Here is a 23096-nt window from a genome sequence, read left to right on the forward strand (position 1 = left end):
ATGATGCAGTTATATTTTGATGTTCAACATCTATATTATATTCCACAATACCTGCCTGTTTTAAAGGAGTTAAAAGAAAAAGGCCACAAAGTTTCGATGGTTTTCTATAAAGAACAAGATGAGTGTAGTCGTGCTGTATGTTGTGACTTTATAGATAAAAACGCAATAGTTGCAAAATGGTTAACGAGTGCGAGTGAAACCTTTGACTTTTATCAGAACTCAGATGCAGATTGGGTTGTATTTGGAAATACGTTCGTAGGTGCTGAGAATTTAAATAAAAAGACTGTACTGATGCAGCATGGAATCGGCCCAAAGCAATGCTATTACGACGTATCAAACAACAAGATGACAGTGCGGTTTGTTGAAGGTGAACACCGACTACAACGTTTAAAAATGCTCTATCCCGAAGGTAACTTTATTGATAGTGGCTACGCAAAATTAGACCCTATTATTAATCAGACTCTTGGTACTATTAACCTCAAAAACCTAGGCCTAGATCCAACAAAGAAAACCTTGCTGTATGCGCCTACTTTTTATCCAAGTTCTTTAGAATGTTTTAGCGATGATTTCCCTGAGCATTTTGATGAATTTAATATTATCGTTAAGCCTCATTTCTTTAGTTTGTTTAAGAAAAAATATAAAAAACAACGTCTAAAACTCGATAAGTGGGCCAACGCTAAGAATGTTTACCTTGCGAATGAGTACGATTTTGACCTTACTCCTTTTTTAGAACTTGCTGATATAATGATTTCTGATGCATCGTCAGCCATATTTGAGTTTGCAGCATTAGAAAAGCCTGTAATATGGTGTGATTTCTATAAGCTGCGCTGGTCTTACAGAGGTATTTTTTCTTATAGGCTAAAAGCTCGGCTTGATGAAGATATCAAGTACTTTAATGAGTTATGTGCTCGTGCAGGAAGTTATAAAGATTTAAAGTATTTATTAAGTTCAAGTTTTAATGAATCAGCTGAATTTAAAGAAAAAAGAAAAGAAATTGTTTATAAGCTGGCAGGTATTACCGATGGTCACTCTGCTAAGAGAATTGTATCTTATTTAGAGGAGCATCAATGAAGCGGGTAATTACATTTGGCACGTTCGATATTTTTCATGTGGGACACATCAATATATTAGAACGAGCTAAAGCGTTAGGAGATTATTTGATTGTTGGTGTATCTTCTGATGAACTAAACTTCTCTAAGAAAGGTCGAAAGCCCGTATATAGTGAAGCTGATAGGCTGAAAATTATTAGTTCATTGAAGTGTGTCGATGAGGTATTTGTAGAGCATTCTCTAGAATTAAAAGGTGAGTATATCAAAGATCATCAAGCTCACTTGCTAGTTATGGGGGATGATTGGGCTGGTCAATTTGATCAATTTAACCAAATTTGTGATGTAACTTATCTAGAGCGAACTCCCTCTATCTCTACAACAGAAATAATAGAAGTTGTAAGGCAACCTTCCAACTGTCATTTATAATTAATAAAATTGCTATATGCGCTAACGTTCAATCAAAAATAAGATGTGTAAATGGCTTTTTTATTTATCTCTCGCAATAATGTGCACGCCCGCTATTACAAAAAACTCACTAGGAAGCTGCCTTTAAAGAGTAAAGTGCATTGCATGGGCTTGCCTAGATTTACTGCTTTAAGATACTTGAGTCAGGCGAAAAAAGTTGATTTTAATAAAATAATTGCGGAACAACTCTTACGAAAACAAGCTCGAAACAAGCTATGGAAGAACCCACTGATAATCAAAAGTTACTCTGCTTTGATGTATTTAGTAGAGCGATGCCGGTTTGCCAAGTATTATGATTTATTGCAGTCAGAATCCCCACAAGCGCTAGTTATTTGGAATGGTAATAAATTACCTAATGTTACTGTTTGTATGGCTGCTAAGGCATTAGGAGTGACCACCTATTTCTATGAAAATGGGTTATTGCCCGGAACAACAAGCTTAGATCCTAAAGGTATTAACTTTGCGGCTTCTGTACCGCGAGATAGTCAATTTTATTTAAACTTTGATCCGCAAAGGAAGTTGCCATTTTCTGCGCCTGATTTAATTCCAAGAGCGGCTCATAAGAAGCGCTGTAAGTTTGACGCAATTGAGTTACCCAAAAAATACTTATTTGTGCCATTTCAAGTTCCACATGACACCCAAATAGCTTGTTATTCTCCTTGGCTTAAGTCCATGGAAGAATATTACGATGCTGTTGTTTCAGCCGTAAAAAAGTTAAATGATCCAGAACTTAAAGTTGTTTTTAAAGAGCACCCTTCATGGCATAAGCACTATGAACATTTGTACGACAAAGATGATGTTGCCGTTTTTGCTAACGGAAATTGTACTCGAGAACTTATTGATAATGCTGAGGCTGTGATCACCATTAACTCGACCGTTGGCTTAGAATCTTTATTACTTGATAAAAAAGTAATTACCTTAGGGCTTGCTTGTTACAACATTGATGAGCTTGTACTACACGCAAGTGAACAAGCTACTTTGGTTAAGTGCTTAGAAAAACTGCAGAATGGCTGGCAACCTAATAGTATTCTGAGAGATAAGTTTTTTACCTACTTAAAGCATGTGTATTGCTTGCCCGGTGTTTGGAAAGAATGTACAACGGAGCATGTTGAAGCGGTCGAAAAGCGTTTAACTCAGCAAGATACATTTGCACAGCTATCGCAAAAGGAAAGCAAATGAAGAACATCGTCTCGCCAGAATGGCTTAACGAGCACTTAAGTCACGATAATTTGGTTATTTTTGATGCAGGAATGGTACGCCCTGGTTTACCGGGAGAATATGCACCTAAGGCGATGCTTCCTAATGCACAGCGTTTTGATTTCAAAAAAACGCTAGCAGATAACAGCAATCCTGTACCAAGTATGATGTGCAGTAGTGAGCAGTTCACAGAGCATATGCAACTTGCTGGTGTTAACCAAGACTCTCTGGTTGTGATTTATGAAGACCAAGGCTTGTTCAGTTCTGCCCGTGCGTGGTGGATGTTTAAAGCAATGGGCTTTGATAATGTAAAAGTTTTAAGCGGTGGTTTGGCTAAGTGGCAAGCACTTGGCTTTGCAACACAAGCAAGTTACTCAGCTGCTTCTGGTCAAGGCAACTTTGTTGCCAGCCCGCGTGTTGATTACTTCATCAGTGCTGAGCAAGTACTTAACTCACTTGATGAACAAAGCACACTAACACTTGATGCTCGTCCTTATGAGCGCTTTACCGGTGAACACGCTGAGCCGCGTGAAGGCATGCGCAGTGGTCATATTCCAAATAGTCGCAGTTTATCTCTTGCAACAGTGCTAAATAACGGTGAGCTTAAATCGCTAAGCGAGTTGCAGGCATTATTTGAGCAACACATAGCGCCGCATCACACCCAGTTGCAGTTTAGCTGTGGTTCAGGTGTAACCGCTTGCGCAATTGCATTGTGTGCCGATGAATGCGGTTACGCTAACTTACGTGTTTACGATGGCTCATGGAGTGAGTGGGGCGCTCGTCACGAGCTACCTATTGAAATAGGCCCGCATCAATAAACTCAGCGTAATTTTGCCAGCTGCCGATACTGTTTTTATTCAGTGGCTGGCGAATTTGCTTTTTACTCGCCGTGGCTGATGCTGCATTGTTTTTATAAAAAGTCAGGCAGTTTTCCTGCCAGCTTAAATCACAAAACGCATAGAGCTTTTGAGTTTGTGGGGTAGGTTCTGCCACCAATTGCTCATAGCTTTGCAAAAAAACGTTCTCAGGATACTTGTTGGCAAAATGACTGACTAATGCCGAGTAATCTTGATGGAACGAGGCAATATCTTCAAGTGTAAAACTGTAGTGATGAAACACACTTTGCGGGTTATACATCTGCCTAAAATTGGCGATGCTGCAATCTTGCCAGCCCCGCTGCATACAAACGATTTTAGCATTAGGAAAAGCCGCTAAAATAAAATCAATATAGTAAAAGTTAAATGGCTGTTTATCACAACTTCTTAGGCCGCCACTTAGTAGCTCGGCTCTCTGTTGATAGCTAGCCAGTGCTGTCTTTATCGCCTCAGATTGATATGCCTTATCGAGCATTTCGCTGTCAATTACACGAGTTGATTGCGTGGCGTGCTGTATGAGTTGCGCAATATCGTTTAATTCCCCAACTCCTTGCAGTTTTGAACTTTGATTAAGGATTTTCTCAACTAAGGTTGTACCAGAGCGGGGCATGCCAACAACAAAAACGGGTGCGAACGCAGAGTCACTACTTTTAATTGCTTGCTGTTTGCTCTGAGTAATAAGTTTTTGACAAAAGTGGCGATGCTGTGTGGCTTGATAATTAAGTTTACCGGCTATGGCTTGCTTACTTAGTGCAAAGTATTTAAATGCATTTTTGTAGTCATTAAGGTGCTCATAATTAAGAGCAAGACTATGAAAATACACTTGTTGTTCAACAATGCTTTTTTCTTTATCCGCCAAGGCTTGTAGTTTTTGGATATGTTGCTCTGCATCTATAGCAGTATTGAGTTCAGCCTGTGAATAGTGGGCTTGATAAAAGCGAGGTTGCTTTTTGGTTAGTTGCAGCAGCAAGCTTTTAGCCTTATCGAACAGTCCGTGAATTTTATAACACACTGCCAAATTATAGCTAATTTGTGGGTTATCTTTATTGCGTTGGTAGGCTGCTTTTTGAAAGCTAAGGGCGTCGTTATAATACCCTAAACGGGTCGCGATATTGGCTAATGTATCAAAGTCAGTGGCACTAAAGTCAGCTGCTTGTTTAGCACTTTGATAGTGCACAGCTGCATTACTTACTTTGCCTAACAGTACATATAACTTGGCAAGTGCTAAATGATAAATCGCAAAAGGGGCTAGGCTTAGCGCTTTTTCAAGCAGCTTAATCGCTTTGTTGATATCGCCAGCTGCGGTGTTGACTTCGCTGAGTAAAAAGTAACAAACGTGGTCTTCAGGATTTTGTTTTAGGCGCTGCACAAGTAGGTGATGTGCATCGTTTAGTTGCTTGTTGTTTAACAACTGTTGGATATGAGCGCGAAGCGCTTGTTGGGTATCATTTAGCATAAGCGCATAGTATATCAATTAATTATTTTCAGGTATTAAAAAGCCCTGCCTAAAGGCGGCAAGGCTTTTATGGTGATGTTTAATTACAGCTCAAAGTTGTAGCTAAACTTCATACCGATAGTACGAGGCGCGGTGGTGTAGTGACCATAAACACGCTGTAGCTCAGGTAGCTCTTTGTTAAGCTCAGCATATTGTGACATACCTGCCCAAGACTTATCACGACGTACAGAAGTGAATGCGTACTTATCGAATAAGTTGTCTACGTAAAGCGTTGCAGACCACATATCACCGGTAATTTTTGCAGATAAGTTACTTAGTGCATAACCAGGTAATACTTCGCCGTCTGCTTTTAAACCTACTTTGGTGATCACATCGCTTTGCGCTGTGATACCGTAGTTTACGCTTAATAACTTATCGCCTAGGATATCTTGCTCGTAACGAAGACCAAACGAGAATTGATGCTCAGGAGCGCCCGGTAAACGGTTGCCCTTAGCGCCATCATAGTAGCTTTGGTACTCTATTACCTCTTCATCAACTAGAATCCCTAATAACTCAGGTGCATCTTCTGTCAATTCAGCCTTTGCATACGCGTATGTCGCATATGCAGCCCAGTTATCACCAATCATAGCGCGAGTAGAAAGCTCAACACCTTTTGAATTTGCAGTGCCCGCGTTCGAGGTAATTAATTCTTGACCATTTACAGTGCTACTACCCACTTGCGCATCTTTCCAATCAACATTAAATAGAGCCGCATTGAAATGTAGGCGGTTACGTAACCATGATGACTTAAAGCCTAGCTCGTAGTTGACTGTTGTATCTGGTTTGTAATCTTCTTCGTTTGGCAGGGCACAAACAATTTGTTGCTCAGGTAGTACATCAGGGCAAGGAGCAATACCGTTACCACCACCAATACGGAAGCCTTCACTCACTGTAAAGTAAGCAAGTACACCATTATCGAATGTATAGTTAGCATTAAATTTAAATAAGTTACCGTTATCACTAGCGCTCACATTTTCCATAACAAGGTTATCTAGTGAATCAAAATCACCAGAATAAAGCGGTGTTGCAGAGCCTGACGTTGTTGATACATCGTATTCGTAAAAACGAGCACCTAAAGTTACATCAAACTGATCTGTAATGCTGTAGCCGATTTCACCAAAAAGTGCTTTTTCAGTGGTTTCACTATCTGAAATTAGAATGTACTCAAGATCTTGTTCAACATTAGGAATACCACCACCCCAGTACTCAGTCAGACCCGGCGTGTACTCACGGTCATCTGAGTGACTTTCTACTTTGTTGTAGAAGCCTCCTATAATCCAGTTAAAAGCGCTATTGCTATTTGACACTAAACGAAGTTCTTGCGTGAAGGTATCGCGATCTGAGGTGTCGTGCGTGTAGCCAACAAATGCAGGGAAGTCGGCATAACCTGACCAAATATCGTAAAGTAGATCGGTTTGATCGCGTTGACCAGACTGCTCATAGCTAGACCAACCAGATGCAGATACCAGCTCAGCAAAACCAAGATCTGCTTTCACTTCTAAACTTAATAGATCGTTTTCTTCTTCACCAGGCTCAAGAACACGAGCTACGTTTTCGTATTTTCCAGGAATCCCTTGTAGCGCACTACTATCAGCAAGAGAGTCGTATTGCGATGTCGAGTTACCGCCATTTTCTTGCTTTTGATAGAAGTAGTTTAGCGTTGCATCAACATCTTCGGTTGCAAGCCAACGAAGTGATAAACGTGCAGTGGTGATTTGCTCATCGTTAACATCGCTTACGCTTTTTAAGTTGGCATTTACATCGCTGCTGTCTGAAAAGTCAGGATTTGGGTTTGATACACCCGGTTCTTGAACCACGTGCGTGTAGTCAATGTAACCAGGGTTATCGTAATAATTTAAGCTAGCACGAAGCGCTAATTTTTCTTCAATTAGCGGGGTGTTGAATACCACACCAAACTCACCACCTGTGCCGTCACTTTCGTTAATGCTAAATATATCGCCGGTAACCTTACCTTCGGTGATATCAAGCTCAGGTTGCTTTAGTAAGTAACGAATTGCACCACCTAAAGTACCTGCACCATACAGTGTACCTTGTGGGCCAATTAACACTTCAACACGGTCAACATCAGTTAAACGTAAGTCGATGCTCAGTGGAATTTCACCAACATAGGTTGCCACTGTGCCGCTATCAGAAATACGGTCAGAGGTATTTGTATTCAAACCACGAACGATAATCGGAGAACCTTCACGGCCACCTTGATCAGAAATTGTTAAGCCAGGTACCCAGCGTGCGACATCTTCTAGATCGCCAATGTTTTGGTCGCTAATTACATCGCCATTGAGCGCTGTGATATTAAGCGGTGCATCTTGCACAGAGCCTGCACGTCGTGTTGCAGTAATTTGAATAGTTTCAATTGATTTATCAACTTCGATAGCATCTTCTGCAGCAAACGCCATATTGTTATTGATTAAAACTGCAGAAATTGCACTTGCAAGTAGAGCAGGCTTAAAGGTGTTCATGATTGATTCCGACTTAGTTACAGTATATTTATGCTTAAAAAATAGACTTTACTAGTGATTTAAGCTTAAAAATTGATGATTTAGTGAATTTATATCCAATTATAATGTATTTTTATTCTTGTCGTCCATGTGTTATTTGCAATTAAATGCAAAATAATTGAATAAATACTCTTTAAGAGGTTAGCTGTCGGAATAAGGGCAATGAGTACAGCCATTACTACAGCAGTGGCCACGTTTTAAAAAGAACCAGCGGCTAAATACCATGTAGTTGTTTTGCATGGTGTAATCGAGATTTTCTATTAAGTTACCTTGAGTAAAATAAGGCTTAGCAAAGGCAAGCTGCTGTTCAAGAGGCTGTTGGTAAAGTTTAGATAAAAATGAATTGATCTTTTTTATAGTACAGTCTCGGCATAAACATTCTGTTGCTGCCTCATCGAGTGGTAAAATATTGGGCAGCTCACTACACCAACAGGCATTAATATTGTCGGCTTGGCAGTGAAGGGTTGCTTTGCATTGTGAGCAAGTAAGGGTTGTCATTAAGTAAAAAGATGCTTTGAAATTGAAAAGGTAAGCATAGCAAATGGATAAATTAGACGCATTAGATGAGTTTGCTCGTTTTGGTGATAACCGATTTGAGGCAATTTCAGTAATTACCAGTACTCCAGACACGCAAGGTGATGTGTATATTCTAACGCAAGACGTTTTCTGTCAGGTTTTACAGCGTGTTATCGACGGCGAAATCGATATCGATGAATTAGAACTTTGGGCAAACGTATTAGAGTCTAGGCAAGACATCGACGAAAGCGCCGTTGAAGGGGCTATTTATGCACTAAGTAATAACGAGCAAATGGGTGAGTTAAATAAAAGTACGCTAGAGAAGTTGTTAAGAATAATTCACTAGTATGAACGAGATTGAGAGTCGAAAGCTTTAAGCAAACCTTAAAGCTTTCGCTCATTAGCCAATGGGTTAGTGAGAAACGACAATTAAACGAATTGCATCCAGTTTAACTTGGGCTTTTTCGATGTAAGTAGTGAGTTCACTACGTTGCTTATCAAAAAAGCTAAGCTCTTCATCACGAATATTCGGGTTGATCTGCTTAAGTGCCGTTAAACGAGCTTGTTCTTCACCAAGGGCAGTTTGCATTTTCTCTAGTGATTCAGCACGCAGTGCTTCTAGCTTGGTTTGTGCCATGCCTTGTGCGCTGGTGATCATTGGGTGAATGGCACTTTGTAGCGCGCTGGCTAATTTACTTGCAGTTTGGCGACCAACCGCAGACAACTGCTGATTGAAAGCATCAAAAGCAACATTATCAGCCAGATTGTTACTGCCCTTATCTAATAAGATACGAATAGGCGTTGGTGGCAAGAAGCGGCCAACTTGAAGTGCTTTAGGCGCCATGGCTTCAGCAATGAAAATGAGCTCAACAAAGAAGGTACCAGCAGGTAGCTTTTTGTTTTTCAGTAACGCCACAGAGGCAGTACCAAAGTCATCATCACAAATCATGTCTAAGCTGCCTTGCACCATTGGGTGGTCCCAGCTGATGAAATGGGCGTCTTCTTGCGAAAGCGAGGTGCTGCGATCAAACGTTACTGTGATGCCATCATCTTTCAAACATGGGAAGGATGGGTTTAGCATGTGCTCAGTTGGTTTTAAGATAATGGTATTTTCACCTTTATCTTCTTGGCTTACACCAAAGGTGTCGAACACATTGATCATATAGCTTGGTAGCGTGAATTGGTCGTCTAATTCTTCGATATCAGCAACAAGGCTTTCTGCTCGGCCTTGGCCACTTGAATGCAGCTCTAGTAAGCGGTCACGACCACTTTCCATTTGCTTACGAAGCTTAGCATTTTGACCCGCCACTTGTTCTAGCAGTGGGTCTAGCTCTTCTTCGTCGCAATTGTGTGCACCAATAAACTCAAGCAATTCTTCGCCATACTCTTTATACAGCATTTGCCCTGTTGTCGATGTTGTTTCAAACGCATCTAGGCCCTCGTTGTACCAACGAAGTAACACTTCTTGTGCGGTGTTTTCAAAATACGGCACATGAATGTTTACGTCTTGAGTTTGACCAATACGGTCAAGACGACCAATGCGTTGCTCGAGTAAGTCTGGATTAAGTGGTAAATCAAACAGTACTAAGTGATGCGAGAATTGGAAGTTACGACCTTCAGAACCAATTTCAGAGCAAAGTAGAATTTGTGCGCTGTCGTACTCGTCGGCAAAGTAAGCCGCAGCACGGTCACGTTCAACAATCGACATACCTTCATGGAAAACTGAGGCTTTAATTGCTTCACGCTCGCGTAAAATCTGTTCTAGGCTAAGTGCGGTTTCGGCTTTAGCACAGATAAGCAATACTTTTTCGTGTTTAAGGGTTTTTAAGGTTTCGATTAACCAATCAACACGTGGGTCAAATGCGCCCCAGCTAGCATTTTCACCTTCAAACTCTTGGAAGATCTTTTCAGGGAATAGAGCGCGAAGTGCCGTTAGTTCAGCATTTTGAATGCCGCCCATGTTACCCAGTACCGACATCGCCGTTTTATATTGTTTAGGCATTGCCATAGGGTATGCATGAAGCTTACGGCTTGGGTAACCATCAATACCGCTGCGGCTATTTCTAAATAAAATACGACCCGTACCATGGCGGTCCAGCAGCATTGATAAAATTTCGTTGCGCGCCGTTTCATCACCTTGCTCAGCTTTCGTTAAAAGGTCAGTGATGTCGGTTTCTTTTAATAGCTCTTTTAATGTTGCACGAGATGCATCATCAAGACCTTTTTCACCCAGTAATTGATTAGCAGCTTCAGCAACTTCTTTGTAGTTGCTTTCTTCTTCAACAAACGCATCGTAGTCGTAGAAACGATCAGGGTCGAGTAATTGCAAGCGGGCAAAGTGACTGCGGTGACCAAGTTGATCTGGCGTCGCTGTTAATAAGATAAGACCTGGAATATCTTGGCTTAACTCTGCCATGCGTTGGTATTCAGTGCTTGGCTTACCATTATTGATACTTAAATGGTGCGCTTCATCAACCACTAATAAATCCCAATCAGCCAGAGTTGCTTGCTCAAACCAACGTTTTTTCTTGCTTAAGAATTCAAGGCTAGTAAGTACTAACTGTTCTGTTTCGAATACGTTTGGAGAGTCTGCAAATGCTTCATCACAACGTTCTTCATCAAAGATTGAAAAACGTAAGTTAAAGCGGCGTAGCATTTCTACTAACCACTGATGCTGTAAGTTTTCAGGCACAACAATCAATACGCGGCTAGCACGGCCACTGATGATTTGTTGATGTAAAATCATACCCGCTTCAATGGTTTTACCTAAACCCACTTCATCAGAAAGTAATACGCGTGGTGCAAAACGTTTACCCACTTCTTGTGCAATATAAAGCTGATGCGGAATAAGGTTTGCACGCTGGCCAATTAAACCTTTTAAAGGAGATTGTTGGCGCTCAAACTGGTGCTGCCAAGTTTGGTAGCGCAGGGTATAGCGGTCAAAGCGGTCCACTTGACCTGCAAATAAACGGTCTTGTGGTTTATTGAATTTGATAAAGTGATCTAAAAAGGTTTCTTTTAACTGCGCTTTTTCACCATTATCAACGCGAATGCCGTGATAGCATAGTAACTCGCCTTGCTCTTCAACAGACTCAACTTCTAATTCCCACTCTTCAACGCTGCGAATAATATCACCTGGATTAAATGCGACACGAGTAACAGGCGCTTCTGTTAAAGAATAAACTCTGTTTTCTCCACTGGCTGGAAATAAAATGCTGACCTGACGGCCTTCAAGGGCAACAACGGTGCCTAATCCTAAATCTGACTCAGTATCACTGATCCAACGCTGACCTAAGGAAAAATTCATGTATGTCTCGTCTATGAAGAAAAAAGGCGGCTATGTTACCTGTAACGCCATGCTACTTCAAGGCAGTAAACTCGCCGCACACAATTAAATTTAGTCAACCATTTTAAGCCATTATCAATGGTAAAAATTGTATTTATTTTAACCAGTTAAATAATTGTATATTTGTTTGTCATAAAAAGGACTTTTGTCGTAAATAGACTAAACTGAGTATATACCTGACGAATAAACTATAGCTTCATCCGCCGCTTGTTTAGTTTATTGGGTATAGCATAAAAATCATAAAACGTAAGGAAAGTGCTATGGAAAAAGCTTCGAACCTTGATAGTAAAATGTATGTGCTCGATACCAATGTATTACTCCACGAACCTCTCGCTTATTTATCTTTCCAAGAACATGATGTTGTTATCCCCATGACAGTATTAGAAGAGCTCGACCACATTAAAGATAGGAAACATGACGTTAGCCGTGACGCCCGTGTTGCTATTCGTGGTTTAGATGAAGTGCTAAAGGACGCTTCGCCAGAGCAAATGTTGCAGGGTGTCGCGCTCCCTAGTAACAAAAAGGCAAAATCAGAATCTCGTGGCCGCTTAATTATTGTTAATGACCATTTATTTGCAGACAGTATTTCGGGTTTACCTGGCAACGAAAACGACCATCGTATTATCAATTGCGCTGTACATCTGCAAAAACAGCACAGTGACAGCAAGGTGGTGCTTGTCACTAAAGACATCAATATGCGCCTTAAAGCGAAAGGGGCAGGGCTTAAATTTGTTGAAGACTACAGAACAGACCAATTAATTGACGACATAGCGTTGCTTACAAGCGGCTATAAAAAAATTGAAGGTGATTTTTGGCAACAGGTTGGAGAATGTGAAACAGAGCAGCAAGGCCGAGATACCTATCATCATGTTGCAAAAAGCACGATTAGCGATGTGTTCTGCAATGAATATATTTTAGATGAAAGTGACCACTTTGCGGCTCGAGTAACAAGCTACGATGATAAACAAATTACTTTAAAAGATATCAGTGTTGAGCGCTTGATGAGTCATACCGCGTGGGGCGTTAAGCCAAAAAATGTCTATCAAGGTATGGCACTTGATGCGCTACTTGACCCAAGTATTGAATTGGTAATTTTAACTGGCCCCGCTGGCTGTGGTAAAACCTTACTTGCTCTTGCTAGTGCCCTCGAAATGATTATTGAAAAAGGCATTTACGATAAAGTGATTGTTACGCGTAATACCCCAGAGATTGCTGAATCAATTGGCTTTTTACCTGGCACTGAAGAAGAGAAAATGGCGCCGTGGTTAGCTGCCATTACCGATACGTTAGAAGTGCTGCATAAAGGGGACGAAAATCCAATTTCGAGCCGTAATTACATTATGGAAAAAGCCAATGTACAGTTTAAATCGGTAAACTTTATGCGTGGTCGTAGTATTCAAAATGCGGTTGTCATTTTGGATGAAAGTCAAAACTTAACTGCTTCACAACTGAAAACCATTATCACTCGCTGCGGCGAAGGCACTAAACTCATTTGCTCAGGTAACCTAGCGCAAATTGATAGTAATTACCTCACGCCAGTCACCTCAGGCTTAACTTATATTGTTGAACGTTTTAAAGATTTTCAGGGCAGTGCCACCGTTAACTTAAACGGTGTGGTACGTAGTCGCTTAGCCAGCTTTGCTGAAGAAAATTTATAACTTGCCAGTATTCCTATGCCTCGTTAACCTAGCTTTATCGAGGTAAGGTACTTATAAGCCAGTGAATTTTTTACCGTTAAAGCATTACTATCGCTCTTTAGCAGTGGCACTTATTGTGCCGCTGTTAGTGGCGTTTTTTTTGTGTTTACACCTATATAATTTAAAACTTGAGCGGGCGATAGAAAGCAGGCAAAGCGGGTTTAATAATATATCCGCTCAGCTTAGCCATGCGATGAGTGCCGCAGATGGCCTTATAGACACCATGTTCAAGCTTTACGAGCAGCCACTTTCTTATGATTTTGATCCAAGTTGGGCACGCAATGTGAATCAATATGATCACTATTACTACCAAAGTGTTGGCGATGGAGTGGGGGAGATAGTCGGGCAAGGAAAGTTTGCCTCAACCGCTTATGCAATTAATCAATGGCGGCGAGTTATCGCCCTTGGCCCCTCTTTTAATACTACCCTGTCACTTGTTCAATCTTTAGAGGCGGTTGCTTATGTTAATGAGCAAGGTTTTGTTTATATTAAGCGCCGCAACACAGCAAAAAGTGAATTATTGACCAGTGTGTTAGATAACAAATTTAGACCTCAATTATTTAATAGTAATAAGCTTTCCTCAAGCTCTGTGTTGACAATTAATGGCCATGCTTATTTTGCAATTGGTAAGCAGCGAGCAGCCAATAGTCGTGATTACATCGTGCTGATTTATGATCTTAAAGCAATTTCTAGCTGGTTAAAGAAAATAGCGCCTAACTATGGTGAGTATATTTTTATCAACCAAGATAACCAAGTTATTGCCAGCTCAAAAACAGCGCTTAACACTGCCATCAGTGCCAGCGAACATTGGCCGAATGTTGCTGTCGATATGCGAAAGAATAACCACAGCCATTTAGTGCAAGAAGCAACAAATTTACCCATTTACACTCGTTTCTATGAATCAAAGCAGGCCCTGAGTGAACCTATTGGTTACGACATCTTTTTAGAATTCGCGTTTTTGAGTGTGTTTTTAGTGATGATGTTCAGCGCTGTTTTTTGGCTGAGTCAACGTATTTTTGTAAAACCAATGACGCACTTAATGAATTACCTTGAGCAGCATGATGAAGGTAAACAAGCGTTAGTTCATTATCGTATTCCTGTCGATTGGCAGCCTTGGTTCAGCCGTGTAAAACGAGTGTTTAGCCGCAATGAAGAGCTCGTCCAATCATTACAAGAGGCGAATAAAGCGCTTGATTCTCAGGTACAGGTAAAGTCAAAACAATTGCGTCGTAGTATTGATGCGAAAGAACGTCACTTAGCGTTATTAAATACCATGCTCAATAACGTGCCGGATCTTATTTATTTTAAGAATATTGATGGCTCGTTTTTAGGCTGTAATAAAGCGTATGAAGGCTATATTGGTTTGCCACAAGAGAAGTTAGTAGGCCAGCAATTATGTGATATTAGTGATGATAACGGCGAGTTAAATGAACTTGAGAAGCAGGTTTTAAGAGACAAAAAAACGTATCAAACTCGTCTTTCAAATTATGAGAAAACTTACCTTTTTAGCATTGTGCCATTTTACAACGAGCACCAGCAATTTCTTGGTACCATGGCGATTGGTCGTGATATTACCGAGCAGTATAATGCACTGAATGCACTACAAAGCTCCGAAGCGAAATTGCGCAGTGCAATGGAGTACGCAGCGAATGGGGTGCTTCTGGTATCACTTGAAGATCAAGTGCTGCAAGCAAATAAAGCGGCACGAAAAATCTTTGCAATTGAAAACGTTAATGGCCTCGAGTTGACAAACTTATTTGCTGAGCAGTCTTATCAGACGTTGAAAAATACTCTGACAGAGCTGCTGCATGAGAAGAAAAAAGTTTATCACTTTAGTCTTGAGCAGCAAGAACAGCAGCGCTGGCTGCAAATTAGTGTGTCCCTAGTTTGGAATGCCGAGCAAACACCAGATTATTATGTTGTTCATGTACAGGATGTGACGGATTTAGTGCAAGAAAAAGATGATGCAGAGCGGGCAACGCTCGCTAAAAGCCGCTTTATTGCTAATCTAAGTCATGAAATACGCACACCACTCAATGCAGTACTAGGCTTAATTGATGTTATTGCATTGCAAGGGCTAACTGAGCATCAGCGCACTCATGCAGAGCAGGCAAAAACAGCAGCTAATAGTTTACTGACGCTTTTAAATCGAATGCTTGATTTTGCACGTGCCGAAAGTGCTCAACTGGAAATGAATAAAGCGCCTATGAGTTTATCTGATCTAATTGATTTTAGTCGAGGCGTGATCACTCCCTTATGCACAAATAAAGGCATTGATTTTATCATTTACCGTGACGAGAACATCAACGAATTCTTAATTGGCGACCAAATTTGTTTGCAGCAAGTATTAGCCAATTTATTGACAAATGCAGCCAAGTTTACTGAACAAGGCACAATAACTCTGTGTTTAGAGCTGATTGAAGAGTCTTTAGAGCAGCAACTAATTTGTTTTACAGTTAAAGATACAGGTATAGGTATAAATAAGGCTGATCAAGGGCGGTTATTTGATGCTTTTACGCAAGGAGATGAGTCTTTAACACGCTCTCATCAGGGGGTCGGTTTAGGTTTAGCGATTGTTAAATATGAAGTCGCTTTAATGGGCGGAGAGATAAAACTTGATAGTGAAAAAGGCAAAGGCAGCAAATTTAGTTTTTGCTTACAGCTAGATAAAGCATCAGGACCTACAAAAAGAGAATTAGTTTGTTTGCCTTCGAGTACAGACTTATCTGGACTTTTAGTACTTGCAGTTGATGATAATCCGCTTAATTTGAGCATCATTAAGAGTATTTTGGAGCAAATAGATATTACTGTCATTTGTGCTCTAAATGGTAAAAAAGGTATAGAAATTGCTAAAGAGATCAAACCTGACGTAATTTTTATGGATATTCAAATGCCTGTGATGGATGGTTGCCAAGCGACGCGAATTATTCGTCAATTATACACCAAAGAGCAAATGCCGATATACGCGCTTACCGCTCATAGTGAGGCTGCAGATATTGAGCATTCAATTGCGGCAGGAATGAATAAACACCTAACTAAACCTATTGTTGCGAGTAAATTGTTTTTAGCAATGAGTGAGCTTAAAAACTCAAAAGAAGCTTTTTTTGATAAGGTTTTTATCTTATCTCAGTTTGGAAATGATAATAAGTTAGTATTAACTATGTTGTCGAAGTTTGCGACTATGGCAGCAGAGCAGTTAATACAAATTTCTACATTAAAGACTACCGACGAGTTGATCCGCGTGGTGCATAATGTGAAAGGATCGGCTGGTAACCTTGGGTTTAAACGATTGTCAGCGTGCGCTCAGCATTGCGAGGCTACACTAAAAGCTAAAGGTGAACTTTCCGAACAATTAATTGATGAGTTGCAATGCCTAATAAAACAGGTTATTGCCTTTATCATCGAACAAGGATCTACTGATGTTGAAAAGAGCCAAGGTACTGATTGTTGATGACGATCCGTTAAACCGCTTGGTATTAGAAAAAACATTACAGCAAGACTATGATGTTTTTTGTGTTGAGAGTGGCGAAAAAGCACTGACGTTTCTAAAAACACAAAGTGTGGATCTGTTGATCTTGGATATTGTAATGCCAGGAATCGACGGCTATGAAGTACTCAACAAATTAAAAGAAAACGCAACGACAAGCATGCTACCGGTAATCTTTATCTCGGCAAATACTAGCCATGATGATGAAGCTAAAGGGTTAGAATTAGGGGCGATGGATTACATCACCAAACCTTTTAGTGCAGCGATCGTTCGTGCACGTGTGCGCAATCAATTAATGATCAAACAAAAAAATGACTTGCTTGAAATGCTCGCCTCAATTGATGGCCTAACAGAGATCCCAAACCGACGTTATTTAGATGAAAACTTAGCGCGAGAGTGGCGTCGTTGTCGTCGTGATCAAACACCATTATCAGTATTATTAATGGATGTTGATCACTTTAAACGTTACAACGATTGTTATGGTCACCGAGCAGGCGATGATTGTTTAAAACAAATTGCTCATGCCTTAGTTGGAGCATGTGAGCGAGGTAGTGACTTTGTTGCTCGTTATGGCGGTGAAGAGTTTGCAGCAGTACTTCCAAATACCTCTGCAAAAGAAGCTATGTCGTTTGCAAACAAATTACGTAATGCCGTTAATGAGTTAAATATTCCGCATAAAGCGTCACTAAATGCCGACCATGTCACAATTAGTATTGGTATTGCGACCACGGAAAATGGCCAGGTGTATGCAGAGCAAACATTACTTGAAGAAGCTGATTTAGGTCTTTATCAGGCAAAAGATGCTGGGCGTGATCAGATAGTATCGAGAATGATAGCTATGAGTGAACATAAGTAGGCAATAGCTGCCTACTTACAGAATTTAAATATGCAAGCTAGCCATTGCTAAGTGATTTATAAATCGTATCACCCACACCGATTAACTTATCATTTTTAAAAACCAGTGGTGTACATTCGTCTTTAGTCATCTTGCCATCAGAATGAATACTATGGGTTGCATAGAATAATACTTGGTACACATCATCACCCTGCTTTAATAACTCGGTAAAGTTAGGAGTATTTAGTTTGTTTAATACAGTTTGATAGCTGGTATCTAATGCAAGATTAGAGATCACTTCACGGTTATTTTTATGCTGCTTTTGCCAGCTAGATGAGCTACCAGCCCAATGTGTGTCTGCTTCACCGTCAGAAACAGCAATGACACAACCAGTTAAAAATGGTGCAGTTAGCGCGGCAATTAGAAGTGCTTTTTTCATGTTCTTTTATCCCGTAGAAATTGTTTTATAGTTGTTCACTTAATTGCAAACTACTTGCCAAACTTCTAAATCATAACTAAATCAATTATTTATGCTGTTTTTAGTTAAAAGGCTAAGTTATAAATTACTAACTACTTAGCTCTATTGACTAATAAATTGCGATTTAGACCAACCTGTTACGCATCTCGCCTTGATTAAATGCTTGGATATTCAAAGCAATTTCGTTAACTAAACGCACGATAGATTCTTGGCTGGCCCAAGCAATATGCGGAGTAAGTAATAAGTTTGCGCCTTTATACTGTGCCAGCGGATTTGATTGCTCTGCAGGTTCTTTACTGAGTACATCAACACCAGCTCCGGCAATAACATTATTAGCTAATGCGTCAGCTAAATCGGCTTCATTGATAATCCCACCACGAGCAGTATTAATAATGATAGCTGACGGTTTCATCATGCTTAATTCTGTCGCGGCGATTTGGTTGCGTGTTTCATCAGTAAGCGGGCAGTGAACACTAATAATATCCGCTATGGTTAGGGCATCATTAAAACTAACACGACCTTCACGAGGTGCATGGCCTTTTCGTTCACTGATGATGACATTAGCACCAAAAGCACGCGCTACATCGGCAACGGCTTTACCTAGTGAACCGTAACCAATAATTGCCAATGTTTTGCCGGCAATTTCTTTAAAGCTGTAATCTAAACGGCAAAACATAGGACTTTGCTGCCATAAGCCTTGCTGGCAATCATTAATATATCTGTGAGTATTGCCCAGTAAGTTAGTGATGAGAGTAAAGGTGTGCTGCACCACGCTCGGTGTTGAATAGCCCGCGACATTGGTCACCGCAATGCTATGCTCTTTGGCTGCTATTAAATCAATGTTGTTAGTCCCAGTCGCTGCAACACATATTAATTTTAAATTAGGTAATTTGCTCATGGCGTGCTGATCAATCACCACTTTATTACTGATAACGATATCGGCATCTTGGCAGCGCTCAACAACCTGTTCTTTAGCAGTTAAATCGTAACAAGTAAGTTTTCCTAATTGCGCTAAAGCATCTAACGATGTGTTGGCTAATGTTGCTGCATCAAGGACAGTAATATTCATGTGCTTTCCTTTTTTAATTTATTGCTTGACCTTGGGGTGTACTCCAAGGTTTATAGTGAGCATAATAAATAAACGCTTCACAATGGAGACGGTGATGAAAATAGGTGAGTTTGCCCGTCAGTTGGGTGTCTCAACAGATACGCTAAGGTACTACGAAAAGCATGGTTTGTTAACGCCAAGTTCGCGTTCAGATGTGGGATATCGTTTTTATTCTGAGAATGACCAGAAACAAATGACGTTTATTCTCAGAGCAAAGAATGTTGGCTTTAGTTTGGCTGAGATCAAAGAGTTGCTGCAAATTAAGTTTCATAAAGATCAGCATTCTTGTCATGAAGTTAAAGAAATGACGTTACAAAAACGTGACCTCGTTGCACAAAGAATTGCAGAGCTTACTCGCTTTTATGACTCACTTTCATTGTTGGCAGATAAATGTTGTGGCGGTGAAGAGCCTGCTGAAAACTGCTCAATACTAACGACGCTGGAGGATATCGATGGACTTACTCAATAATTTTTGGCATCTGTTTTTACTCTCAGCACCTTGGTTAATGCTGGGCTTATTCATAGCAGGTCTTCTCAATGTATATTTGCCTGCTAACTTTCTTAACCGGCATTTAGGCAAAGAAGGGTTGTGGACCACAGTTAAAGCAGCCTTTATAGGTGCTCCAATGCCCTTGTGCTCATGTGGTGTGATCCCAGCAGCCATTGGTTTAAGAAGAGCGGGGGCATCGAAAAGTGCCACCACCGCATTTTTAGTTTCAACCCCTGAAACTGGGGTCGATTCGGTTTCGGTATCTTATGTGTTGCTAGGCCCATTTATGGCGATAATACGTCCTATTGCCGCCGTGTGCAGCGCCATTGTGGCCGGCGTCTTAGTGGGGAAAGACAGTGAACTCCAACAAGTACAAAGTACAGAATCAGATAAAGAAAGTACTAAAGCAGACTCTTGTTGTAGTAGTAAACAGCCAAAGCCTGTGACCACAACGAGCTGTTGCAGTAAAGAGGCGCCAGCAAAGCCCGCACAAAGTTGTTGTAGTAGCAAGGAATCGCAACCAATACAGGGGCAGCAACAAAGTTGCTCAACAGAAAAAGCAGCGCCTATACAGAAAAGCTGTTGTAGCAGTGAGCAGCCAACCAAAGCCGTTGAAAGTCGTTTTAGCAAACTGAAACGCGCGGTGAGCTTTAGTTGCAATAAGCTGCTTGAAGACACCATGATTTGGCTAATGATCGGTTTATTCTTTGCAGCGCTTGTGCAAACTTATGTACCAGAATCTTTTTTAAGCCAGTGGGGGAATGGCATCCTTGCTATGCTGGTGGTTATTTTAATCAGTATTCCTATGTATATTTGTGCAACTGCATCGACACCTATAGCGGCAGGTTTATTACTCAGTGGTGTATCTCCGGGGGCGGTGCTTGTGTTTATGTTGGCAGGGCCGGCAACCAATATCGCAACGCTTGGTGTCGTTGGTAAAGAGCTTGGCAAGCGAGCGGTATTTGCCTACCTAATAGGTGTGATTGGCACGGCACTGGCTTTTGGCTTTTTAACCGATTATTTAGTGGCGCAATATGGTTTTGTGGTAGCGCCGATGATGGGTGAAGAGCACGAGGTTCTACCTCATTGGTTAAGCCTTGCTGCAGGTATTGTGTTGGCAATTTTAATACTCCGATTGCTGTTAAAAATGGTATTAAAAAAATCCTCGCAAACTGGTAAGAGCATTGCTTAATTATTTGTTATAGATAAATATTTTATACATTAATTGGCATTTAATTTGGTTAACTATCGCGTCTCGGTTCGCATTTAAAATTGCCTGAGTTATAATCCGTCAATTATTTTTAACGGTACGCTTTGCGTGCCGTTTTTTAACTTAAGTAGTTTTTAATGAGTGAAAGTGTGGATAAATACGCCGACATAAGACCTTACAATGATGATGAAGTAGCTGACTCAGTAGCGCGTTTGATTGCTGATAATGCCTTTGTAGATGTAATCGCTAAGTATAACTTACCGCGCTTTTTATCGAACTTCCCATTTATTACTCGCCCATTAGTGCGCAGCCAGCTGCGTAAAAAGTGGGGTAACACCGCATCGGTTGAGCAAGTTCAGCACGAAGTGGCTGATTATTTGAACAAACTAATCACCCGCACTACTTCAGAGGTAACGTTTTCGGGCATTGATAAACTAGACCCAAAACAAGCTTACTTATTTATCTCTAATCACCGCGATATAGTGCTTGATCCTGCGCTCGTTAATTGGGGCTTGTTTAAGCACAACATGCCGACAGTTCGTATCGCCATTGGTGATAACTTACTGCAAATTCCTTATATCACTGAGTTAATGCGTTTAAACAAGAGCTTTATTGTGAAGCGCTCAGCGAAAGCACCGAAAGAGATGCTAAAAGCGCTGTCGCAGCTGTCTGCTTATATTTATGACTCACTTGCTGAAGGCCACTCAATTTGGATAGCGCAAAAAGAAGGCCGAGCAAAAGACGGTTTTGACCAAACAGATCCTGCCCTGCTTAAAATGTTGCAGTTACAAGGCCGCAAGCAGAAGAAAGAGTTTGCTGAATACGTACGCGAATTAAAAATTGTACCTGTGTCTATCTCTTATCAATACGAGCCATGTGCGATTGCTAAAGCGAAAGAGCTTTATCATAAACAGCAACATGGCCAGTATGTGAAACAGCAGGGTGAAGACATAGCAAGTATTGTTGAAGGTTTTAGCACCGCTAAAGGGCATGTACATTTAGCGTTTGGCGAGCCAATTGAGTCGGGCTGTGAATCGCCTGAAGAGCTGGCAAAAACTATCGATCAGCAAATTGTTGATTCATTTTTCTTACACCCAGGCAATTATATTGCAGGTGGTTGTACGCAAGCTGTGATTAATGAAAAAGATGCCGCTGCATTTAATGAGCGTATCGCAAAAGTGCCAGAGGAGTTAAAGCCTTTGGTATTAGCTATGTACGCTAAGCCTTTTCATCGTAAAGCAGAACTTGCAACAAGCGAGTCTAAGTAAGCGAAACAAATAGTTTAAGAAGCCACTTTTTAAAGTGGCTTTTTTTATGGTTAATTTTCAGGCTATACTTTTACTATTACTTATTAACCGGCATTTGTGATGCAACAGATTGAAATATTTGAAATTCCAAGCCCTTGCAAAGGGATATGCCAAGTTAATAACCGGGGTTATTGTAAAGGCTGCTATCGTAGTCGTGATGAGCGATTTTATTGGAATAAGTTTACCAATGCAGAAAAACGTAAAGTGATCAGTCTATGCCAACAGCGTTACAAACGTTACCTTCAGAAAAAGCAACAAACTGAAAATCAACAATCAACGCCTGAGCAAGGAGGGTTTGATTTCTAAAATTCGGTGAGATTGTACTTTGATTTTAAAAATTGCACCGTGCCATTTTCATCAAATTTCTCTAGTACTCTAGTTAGTTTGGGTATTAGTTTCTCATGACGTTTATGAACAAAGTGATAGCTTTGCATTGGCATCAGCACTTGTTTGTGAAATGCATCTTGATCAAAGTCAGGGTGTTTAGTTGATAACATAAAATCGAGTAAAATTGCGCCTTCAACACGATTTTGCGTAAGTAGATTCAATTGAGCCGTGACATTTCTAACTTTTATTACATCACCTTTAAAAGGGTGTCGTTCAATGTAACTCTGTGCTGCAGGGTAACTTGATTGGATTGCGAGCGATTTTAGTTTTGGGTAATAGCATGTTTTGCAGTTTTTTAGCAGGATTAAATTAAAATCAAATAAAGGGTAGTTCACTTTTATTAAGTTTGGATAGCCTTCTTTGACATCAGCAATGCGACCAAGCTGACCATCTAATACACCTTGATTTGCGGCCTCCAGCGCATTTTGATGGCTAAAATCAATGATACTCATTTCGTAGCCAATTTCTTTATAGGCCATTTTAAGTAAATCAATAACAAAGCGAGCTTGTGGAGTATCAGCAGGGCGATTAAAAAAGAGAGTGTGGGTATTGGCTAAACTTGAAAAGCAAAAGAATAATAAAAAAAAGGCGAATCTGTGGCTCAGATATTTTGACAACATGCGTTCCTTGCGTAC

General features: G+C 40.6%; 19 protein-coding genes. 12 read left to right on the top strand and 7 right to left on the bottom strand.

The features are described 5' to 3' along the window. The 4 genes from L1272_RS08755 (at position 1) to L1272_RS08770 (ending at position 3529) form a co-directional block, all read left to right on the top strand. Positions 1–1071 carry a CDP-glycerol glycerophosphotransferase family protein gene (locus L1272_RS08755; RefSeq protein WP_228482589.1) on the top strand — a complete coding sequence of 357 codons (1071 nt, stop codon included), beginning with the start codon at positions 1–3 and terminating at the stop codon, positions 1069–1071. Beyond that, entirely contained in the window at positions 1068–1475 is a 408-nt protein-coding gene (locus tag L1272_RS08760; protein ID WP_054552692.1) for an adenylyltransferase/cytidyltransferase family protein, read from the top strand. The genes L1272_RS08755 and L1272_RS08760 overlap by 4 nt, the downstream gene beginning before the upstream one ends. A gap of 294 nt (positions 1476–1769) precedes the next feature. Then, positions 1770–2693, top strand: coding sequence for a capsular polysaccharide export protein, LipB/KpsS family (locus L1272_RS08765; protein ID WP_235373239.1), 924 nt, complete (start codon positions 1770–1772; stop codon positions 2691–2693). Beyond that, the gene (locus L1272_RS08770; RefSeq protein ID WP_199530236.1) at positions 2690–3529 is read left to right on the top strand and encodes a sulfurtransferase; all 840 of its coding nucleotides are present in this window, start codon (positions 2690–2692) and stop codon (positions 3527–3529) included. Before L1272_RS08765 ends, L1272_RS08770 begins: the two co-directional genes overlap by 4 nt. Here L1272_RS08770 and L1272_RS08775 read toward each other — a convergent pair. The 3 genes from L1272_RS08775 to L1272_RS08785 form a co-directional block, all read right to left on the bottom strand. Continuing rightward, complete coding sequence (locus L1272_RS08775) at positions 3504–5042, bottom strand: tetratricopeptide repeat-containing sulfotransferase family protein (RefSeq protein WP_235373221.1); 1539 nt, start codon at positions 5040–5042, stop codon at positions 3504–3506. The two genes, L1272_RS08770 and L1272_RS08775, sit on opposite strands and share 26 nt — an antisense overlap. Before the next feature lie 83 nt (positions 5043–5125). Next, the gene (locus L1272_RS08780) at positions 5126–7561 is read right to left on the bottom strand and encodes a TonB-dependent receptor (RefSeq protein WP_138616250.1); all 2436 of its coding nucleotides are present in this window, start codon (positions 7559–7561) and stop codon (positions 5126–5128) included. A 180-nt stretch (positions 7562–7741) separates the two neighbouring features. Next, positions 7742–8098, bottom strand: coding sequence for a DUF5522 domain-containing protein (locus L1272_RS08785; protein WP_138598869.1), 357 nt, complete (start codon positions 8096–8098; stop codon positions 7742–7744). Between the two features lie 43 nt (positions 8099–8141). Here L1272_RS08785 and L1272_RS08790 point away from each other — a divergent pair, with 43 nt between their 5' ends. After that, entirely contained in the window at positions 8142–8462 is a 321-nt protein-coding gene (locus L1272_RS08790; RefSeq protein ID WP_054552688.1) for a hypothetical protein, read from the top strand. 66 nt (positions 8463–8528) lie between these two features. Here L1272_RS08790 and rapA read toward each other — a convergent pair whose 3' ends face one another. Next, positions 8529–11423, bottom strand: coding sequence for an RNA polymerase-associated protein RapA (gene rapA, locus L1272_RS08795; protein WP_138598870.1), 2895 nt, complete (start codon positions 11421–11423; stop codon positions 8529–8531). Positions 11424–11722: 299 nt separating this feature from the next. On the opposite strand from rapA, the gene L1272_RS08800 reads away from it, so the two are divergent. The 3 genes from L1272_RS08800 to L1272_RS08810 all read left to right on the top strand — a co-directional run bounded on the left by L1272_RS08800 (position 11723) and on the right by L1272_RS08810 (position 17502). Then, positions 11723–13120 carry a PhoH family protein gene (locus tag L1272_RS08800; protein ID WP_055197676.1) on the top strand — a complete coding sequence of 466 codons (1398 nt, stop codon included), beginning with the start codon at positions 11723–11725 and terminating at the stop codon, positions 13118–13120. 61 nt (positions 13121–13181) lie between these two features. Continuing rightward, on the top strand, positions 13182–16610 hold the full coding sequence (locus L1272_RS08805; RefSeq protein WP_235373222.1) for an ATP-binding protein: 3429 nt from the start codon (positions 13182–13184) through the stop codon (positions 16608–16610). Beyond that, positions 16579–17502, top strand: a complete 924-nt coding sequence (locus L1272_RS08810; RefSeq protein ID WP_054552684.1) for a GGDEF domain-containing response regulator — start codon at positions 16579–16581, stop codon at positions 17500–17502. Before L1272_RS08805 ends, L1272_RS08810 begins: the two co-directional genes overlap by 32 nt. Before the next feature lie 37 nt (positions 17503–17539). Here the strand turns inward: L1272_RS08810 and L1272_RS08815 are convergent, their stop codons facing one another. Next, positions 17540–17920, bottom strand: coding sequence for a DUF3192 domain-containing protein (locus tag L1272_RS08815; protein ID WP_054552683.1), 381 nt, complete (start codon positions 17918–17920; stop codon positions 17540–17542). Between the two features lie 163 nt (positions 17921–18083). Beyond that, positions 18084–19028, bottom strand: coding sequence for a D-2-hydroxyacid dehydrogenase (locus L1272_RS08820; RefSeq protein ID WP_138598877.1), 945 nt, complete (start codon positions 19026–19028; stop codon positions 18084–18086). 94 nt (positions 19029–19122) lie between these two features. On the opposite strand from L1272_RS08820, the gene zntR reads away from it, so the two are divergent. From zntR to L1272_RS08840, 4 genes are all read left to right on the top strand, one after another. Next, positions 19123–19536, top strand: coding sequence for a Zn(2+)-responsive transcriptional regulator (gene zntR, locus L1272_RS08825; RefSeq protein WP_138598924.1), 414 nt, complete (start codon positions 19123–19125; stop codon positions 19534–19536). After that, positions 19520–20749: an SO_0444 family Cu/Zn efflux transporter gene (locus L1272_RS08830; RefSeq protein ID WP_138598878.1), complete on the top strand. Its 1230-nt coding sequence runs from the start codon at positions 19520–19522 to the stop codon at positions 20747–20749. The genes zntR and L1272_RS08830 overlap by 17 nt, the downstream gene beginning before the upstream one ends. 155 nt (positions 20750–20904) lie before the next feature. Continuing rightward, complete coding sequence (locus tag L1272_RS08835; RefSeq protein WP_138598879.1) at positions 20905–22035, top strand: 1-acyl-sn-glycerol-3-phosphate acyltransferase; 1131 nt, start codon at positions 20905–20907, stop codon at positions 22033–22035. Between the two features lie 99 nt (positions 22036–22134). Then, entirely contained in the window at positions 22135–22380 is a 246-nt protein-coding gene (locus tag L1272_RS08840; RefSeq protein WP_138598880.1) for a DUF1289 domain-containing protein, read from the top strand. On the opposite strand, the gene L1272_RS08845 is transcribed toward L1272_RS08840, so the two are convergent. Next, positions 22377–23081 (bottom strand): transporter substrate-binding domain-containing protein, encoded by a 705-nt coding sequence (locus L1272_RS08845; RefSeq protein ID WP_138598881.1) that lies wholly within the window; start codon positions 23079–23081, stop codon positions 22377–22379. The two genes, L1272_RS08840 and L1272_RS08845, sit on opposite strands and share 4 nt — an antisense overlap. Between the last annotated feature and the right edge of the window lie 15 nt (positions 23082–23096).

Origin of the sequence: Pseudoalteromonas sp. PAST1, from assembly GCF_021532515.1 — a bacterium.
GTDB lineage: Bacteria > Pseudomonadota > Gammaproteobacteria > Enterobacterales > Alteromonadaceae > Pseudoalteromonas > Pseudoalteromonas simplex.

Excerpts from the sequence above, each read along its gene's own strand:
- L1272_RS08770 (WP_199530236.1), top strand. The coding sequence starts at position 2,690 with ATGAAGAACATCGTCTCGCCAGAATGGCTTAACGAGCACTTAAGTCAC.
- L1272_RS08830 (WP_138598878.1), top strand. The coding sequence starts at position 19,520 with ATGGACTTACTCAATAATTTTTGGCATCTGTTTTTACTCTCAGCACCT.
- L1272_RS08765 (WP_235373239.1), top strand. The coding sequence starts at position 1,770 with ATGTATTTAGTAGAGCGATGCCGGTTTGCCAAGTATTATGATTTATTG.
- L1272_RS08800 (WP_055197676.1), top strand. The coding sequence starts at position 11,723 with ATGGAAAAAGCTTCGAACCTTGATAGTAAAATGTATGTGCTCGATACC.
- L1272_RS08790 (WP_054552688.1), top strand. The coding sequence starts at position 8,142 with ATGGATAAATTAGACGCATTAGATGAGTTTGCTCGTTTTGGTGATAAC.
- L1272_RS08820 (WP_138598877.1), bottom strand. The coding sequence starts at position 19,028 with ATGAATATTACTGTCCTTGATGCAGCAACATTAGCCAACACATCGTTA.
- L1272_RS08815 (WP_054552683.1), bottom strand. The coding sequence starts at position 17,920 with ATGAAAAAAGCACTTCTAATTGCCGCGCTAACTGCACCATTTTTAACT.
- L1272_RS08780 (WP_138616250.1), bottom strand. The coding sequence starts at position 7,561 with ATGAACACCTTTAAGCCTGCTCTACTTGCAAGTGCAATTTCTGCAGTT.
- L1272_RS08845 (WP_138598881.1), bottom strand. The coding sequence starts at position 23,081 with ATGTTGTCAAAATATCTGAGCCACAGATTCGCCTTTTTTTTATTATTC.
- L1272_RS08760 (WP_054552692.1), top strand. The coding sequence starts at position 1,068 with ATGAAGCGGGTAATTACATTTGGCACGTTCGATATTTTTCATGTGGGA.
- zntR (WP_138598924.1), top strand. The coding sequence starts at position 19,123 with ATGAAAATAGGTGAGTTTGCCCGTCAGTTGGGTGTCTCAACAGATACG.
- L1272_RS08840 (WP_138598880.1), top strand. The coding sequence starts at position 22,135 with ATGCAACAGATTGAAATATTTGAAATTCCAAGCCCTTGCAAAGGGATA.
- L1272_RS08755 (WP_228482589.1), top strand. The coding sequence starts at position 1 with ATGATGCAGTTATATTTTGATGTTCAACATCTATATTATATTCCACAA.
- L1272_RS08785 (WP_138598869.1), bottom strand. The coding sequence starts at position 8,098 with ATGACAACCCTTACTTGCTCACAATGCAAAGCAACCCTTCACTGCCAA.
- rapA (WP_138598870.1), bottom strand. The coding sequence starts at position 11,423 with ATGAATTTTTCCTTAGGTCAGCGTTGGATCAGTGATACTGAGTCAGAT.
- L1272_RS08775 (WP_235373221.1), bottom strand. The coding sequence starts at position 5,042 with ATGCTAAATGATACCCAACAAGCGCTTCGCGCTCATATCCAACAGTTG.
- L1272_RS08810 (WP_054552684.1), top strand. The coding sequence starts at position 16,579 with ATGTTGAAAAGAGCCAAGGTACTGATTGTTGATGACGATCCGTTAAAC.
- L1272_RS08835 (WP_138598879.1), top strand. The coding sequence starts at position 20,905 with ATGAGTGAAAGTGTGGATAAATACGCCGACATAAGACCTTACAATGAT.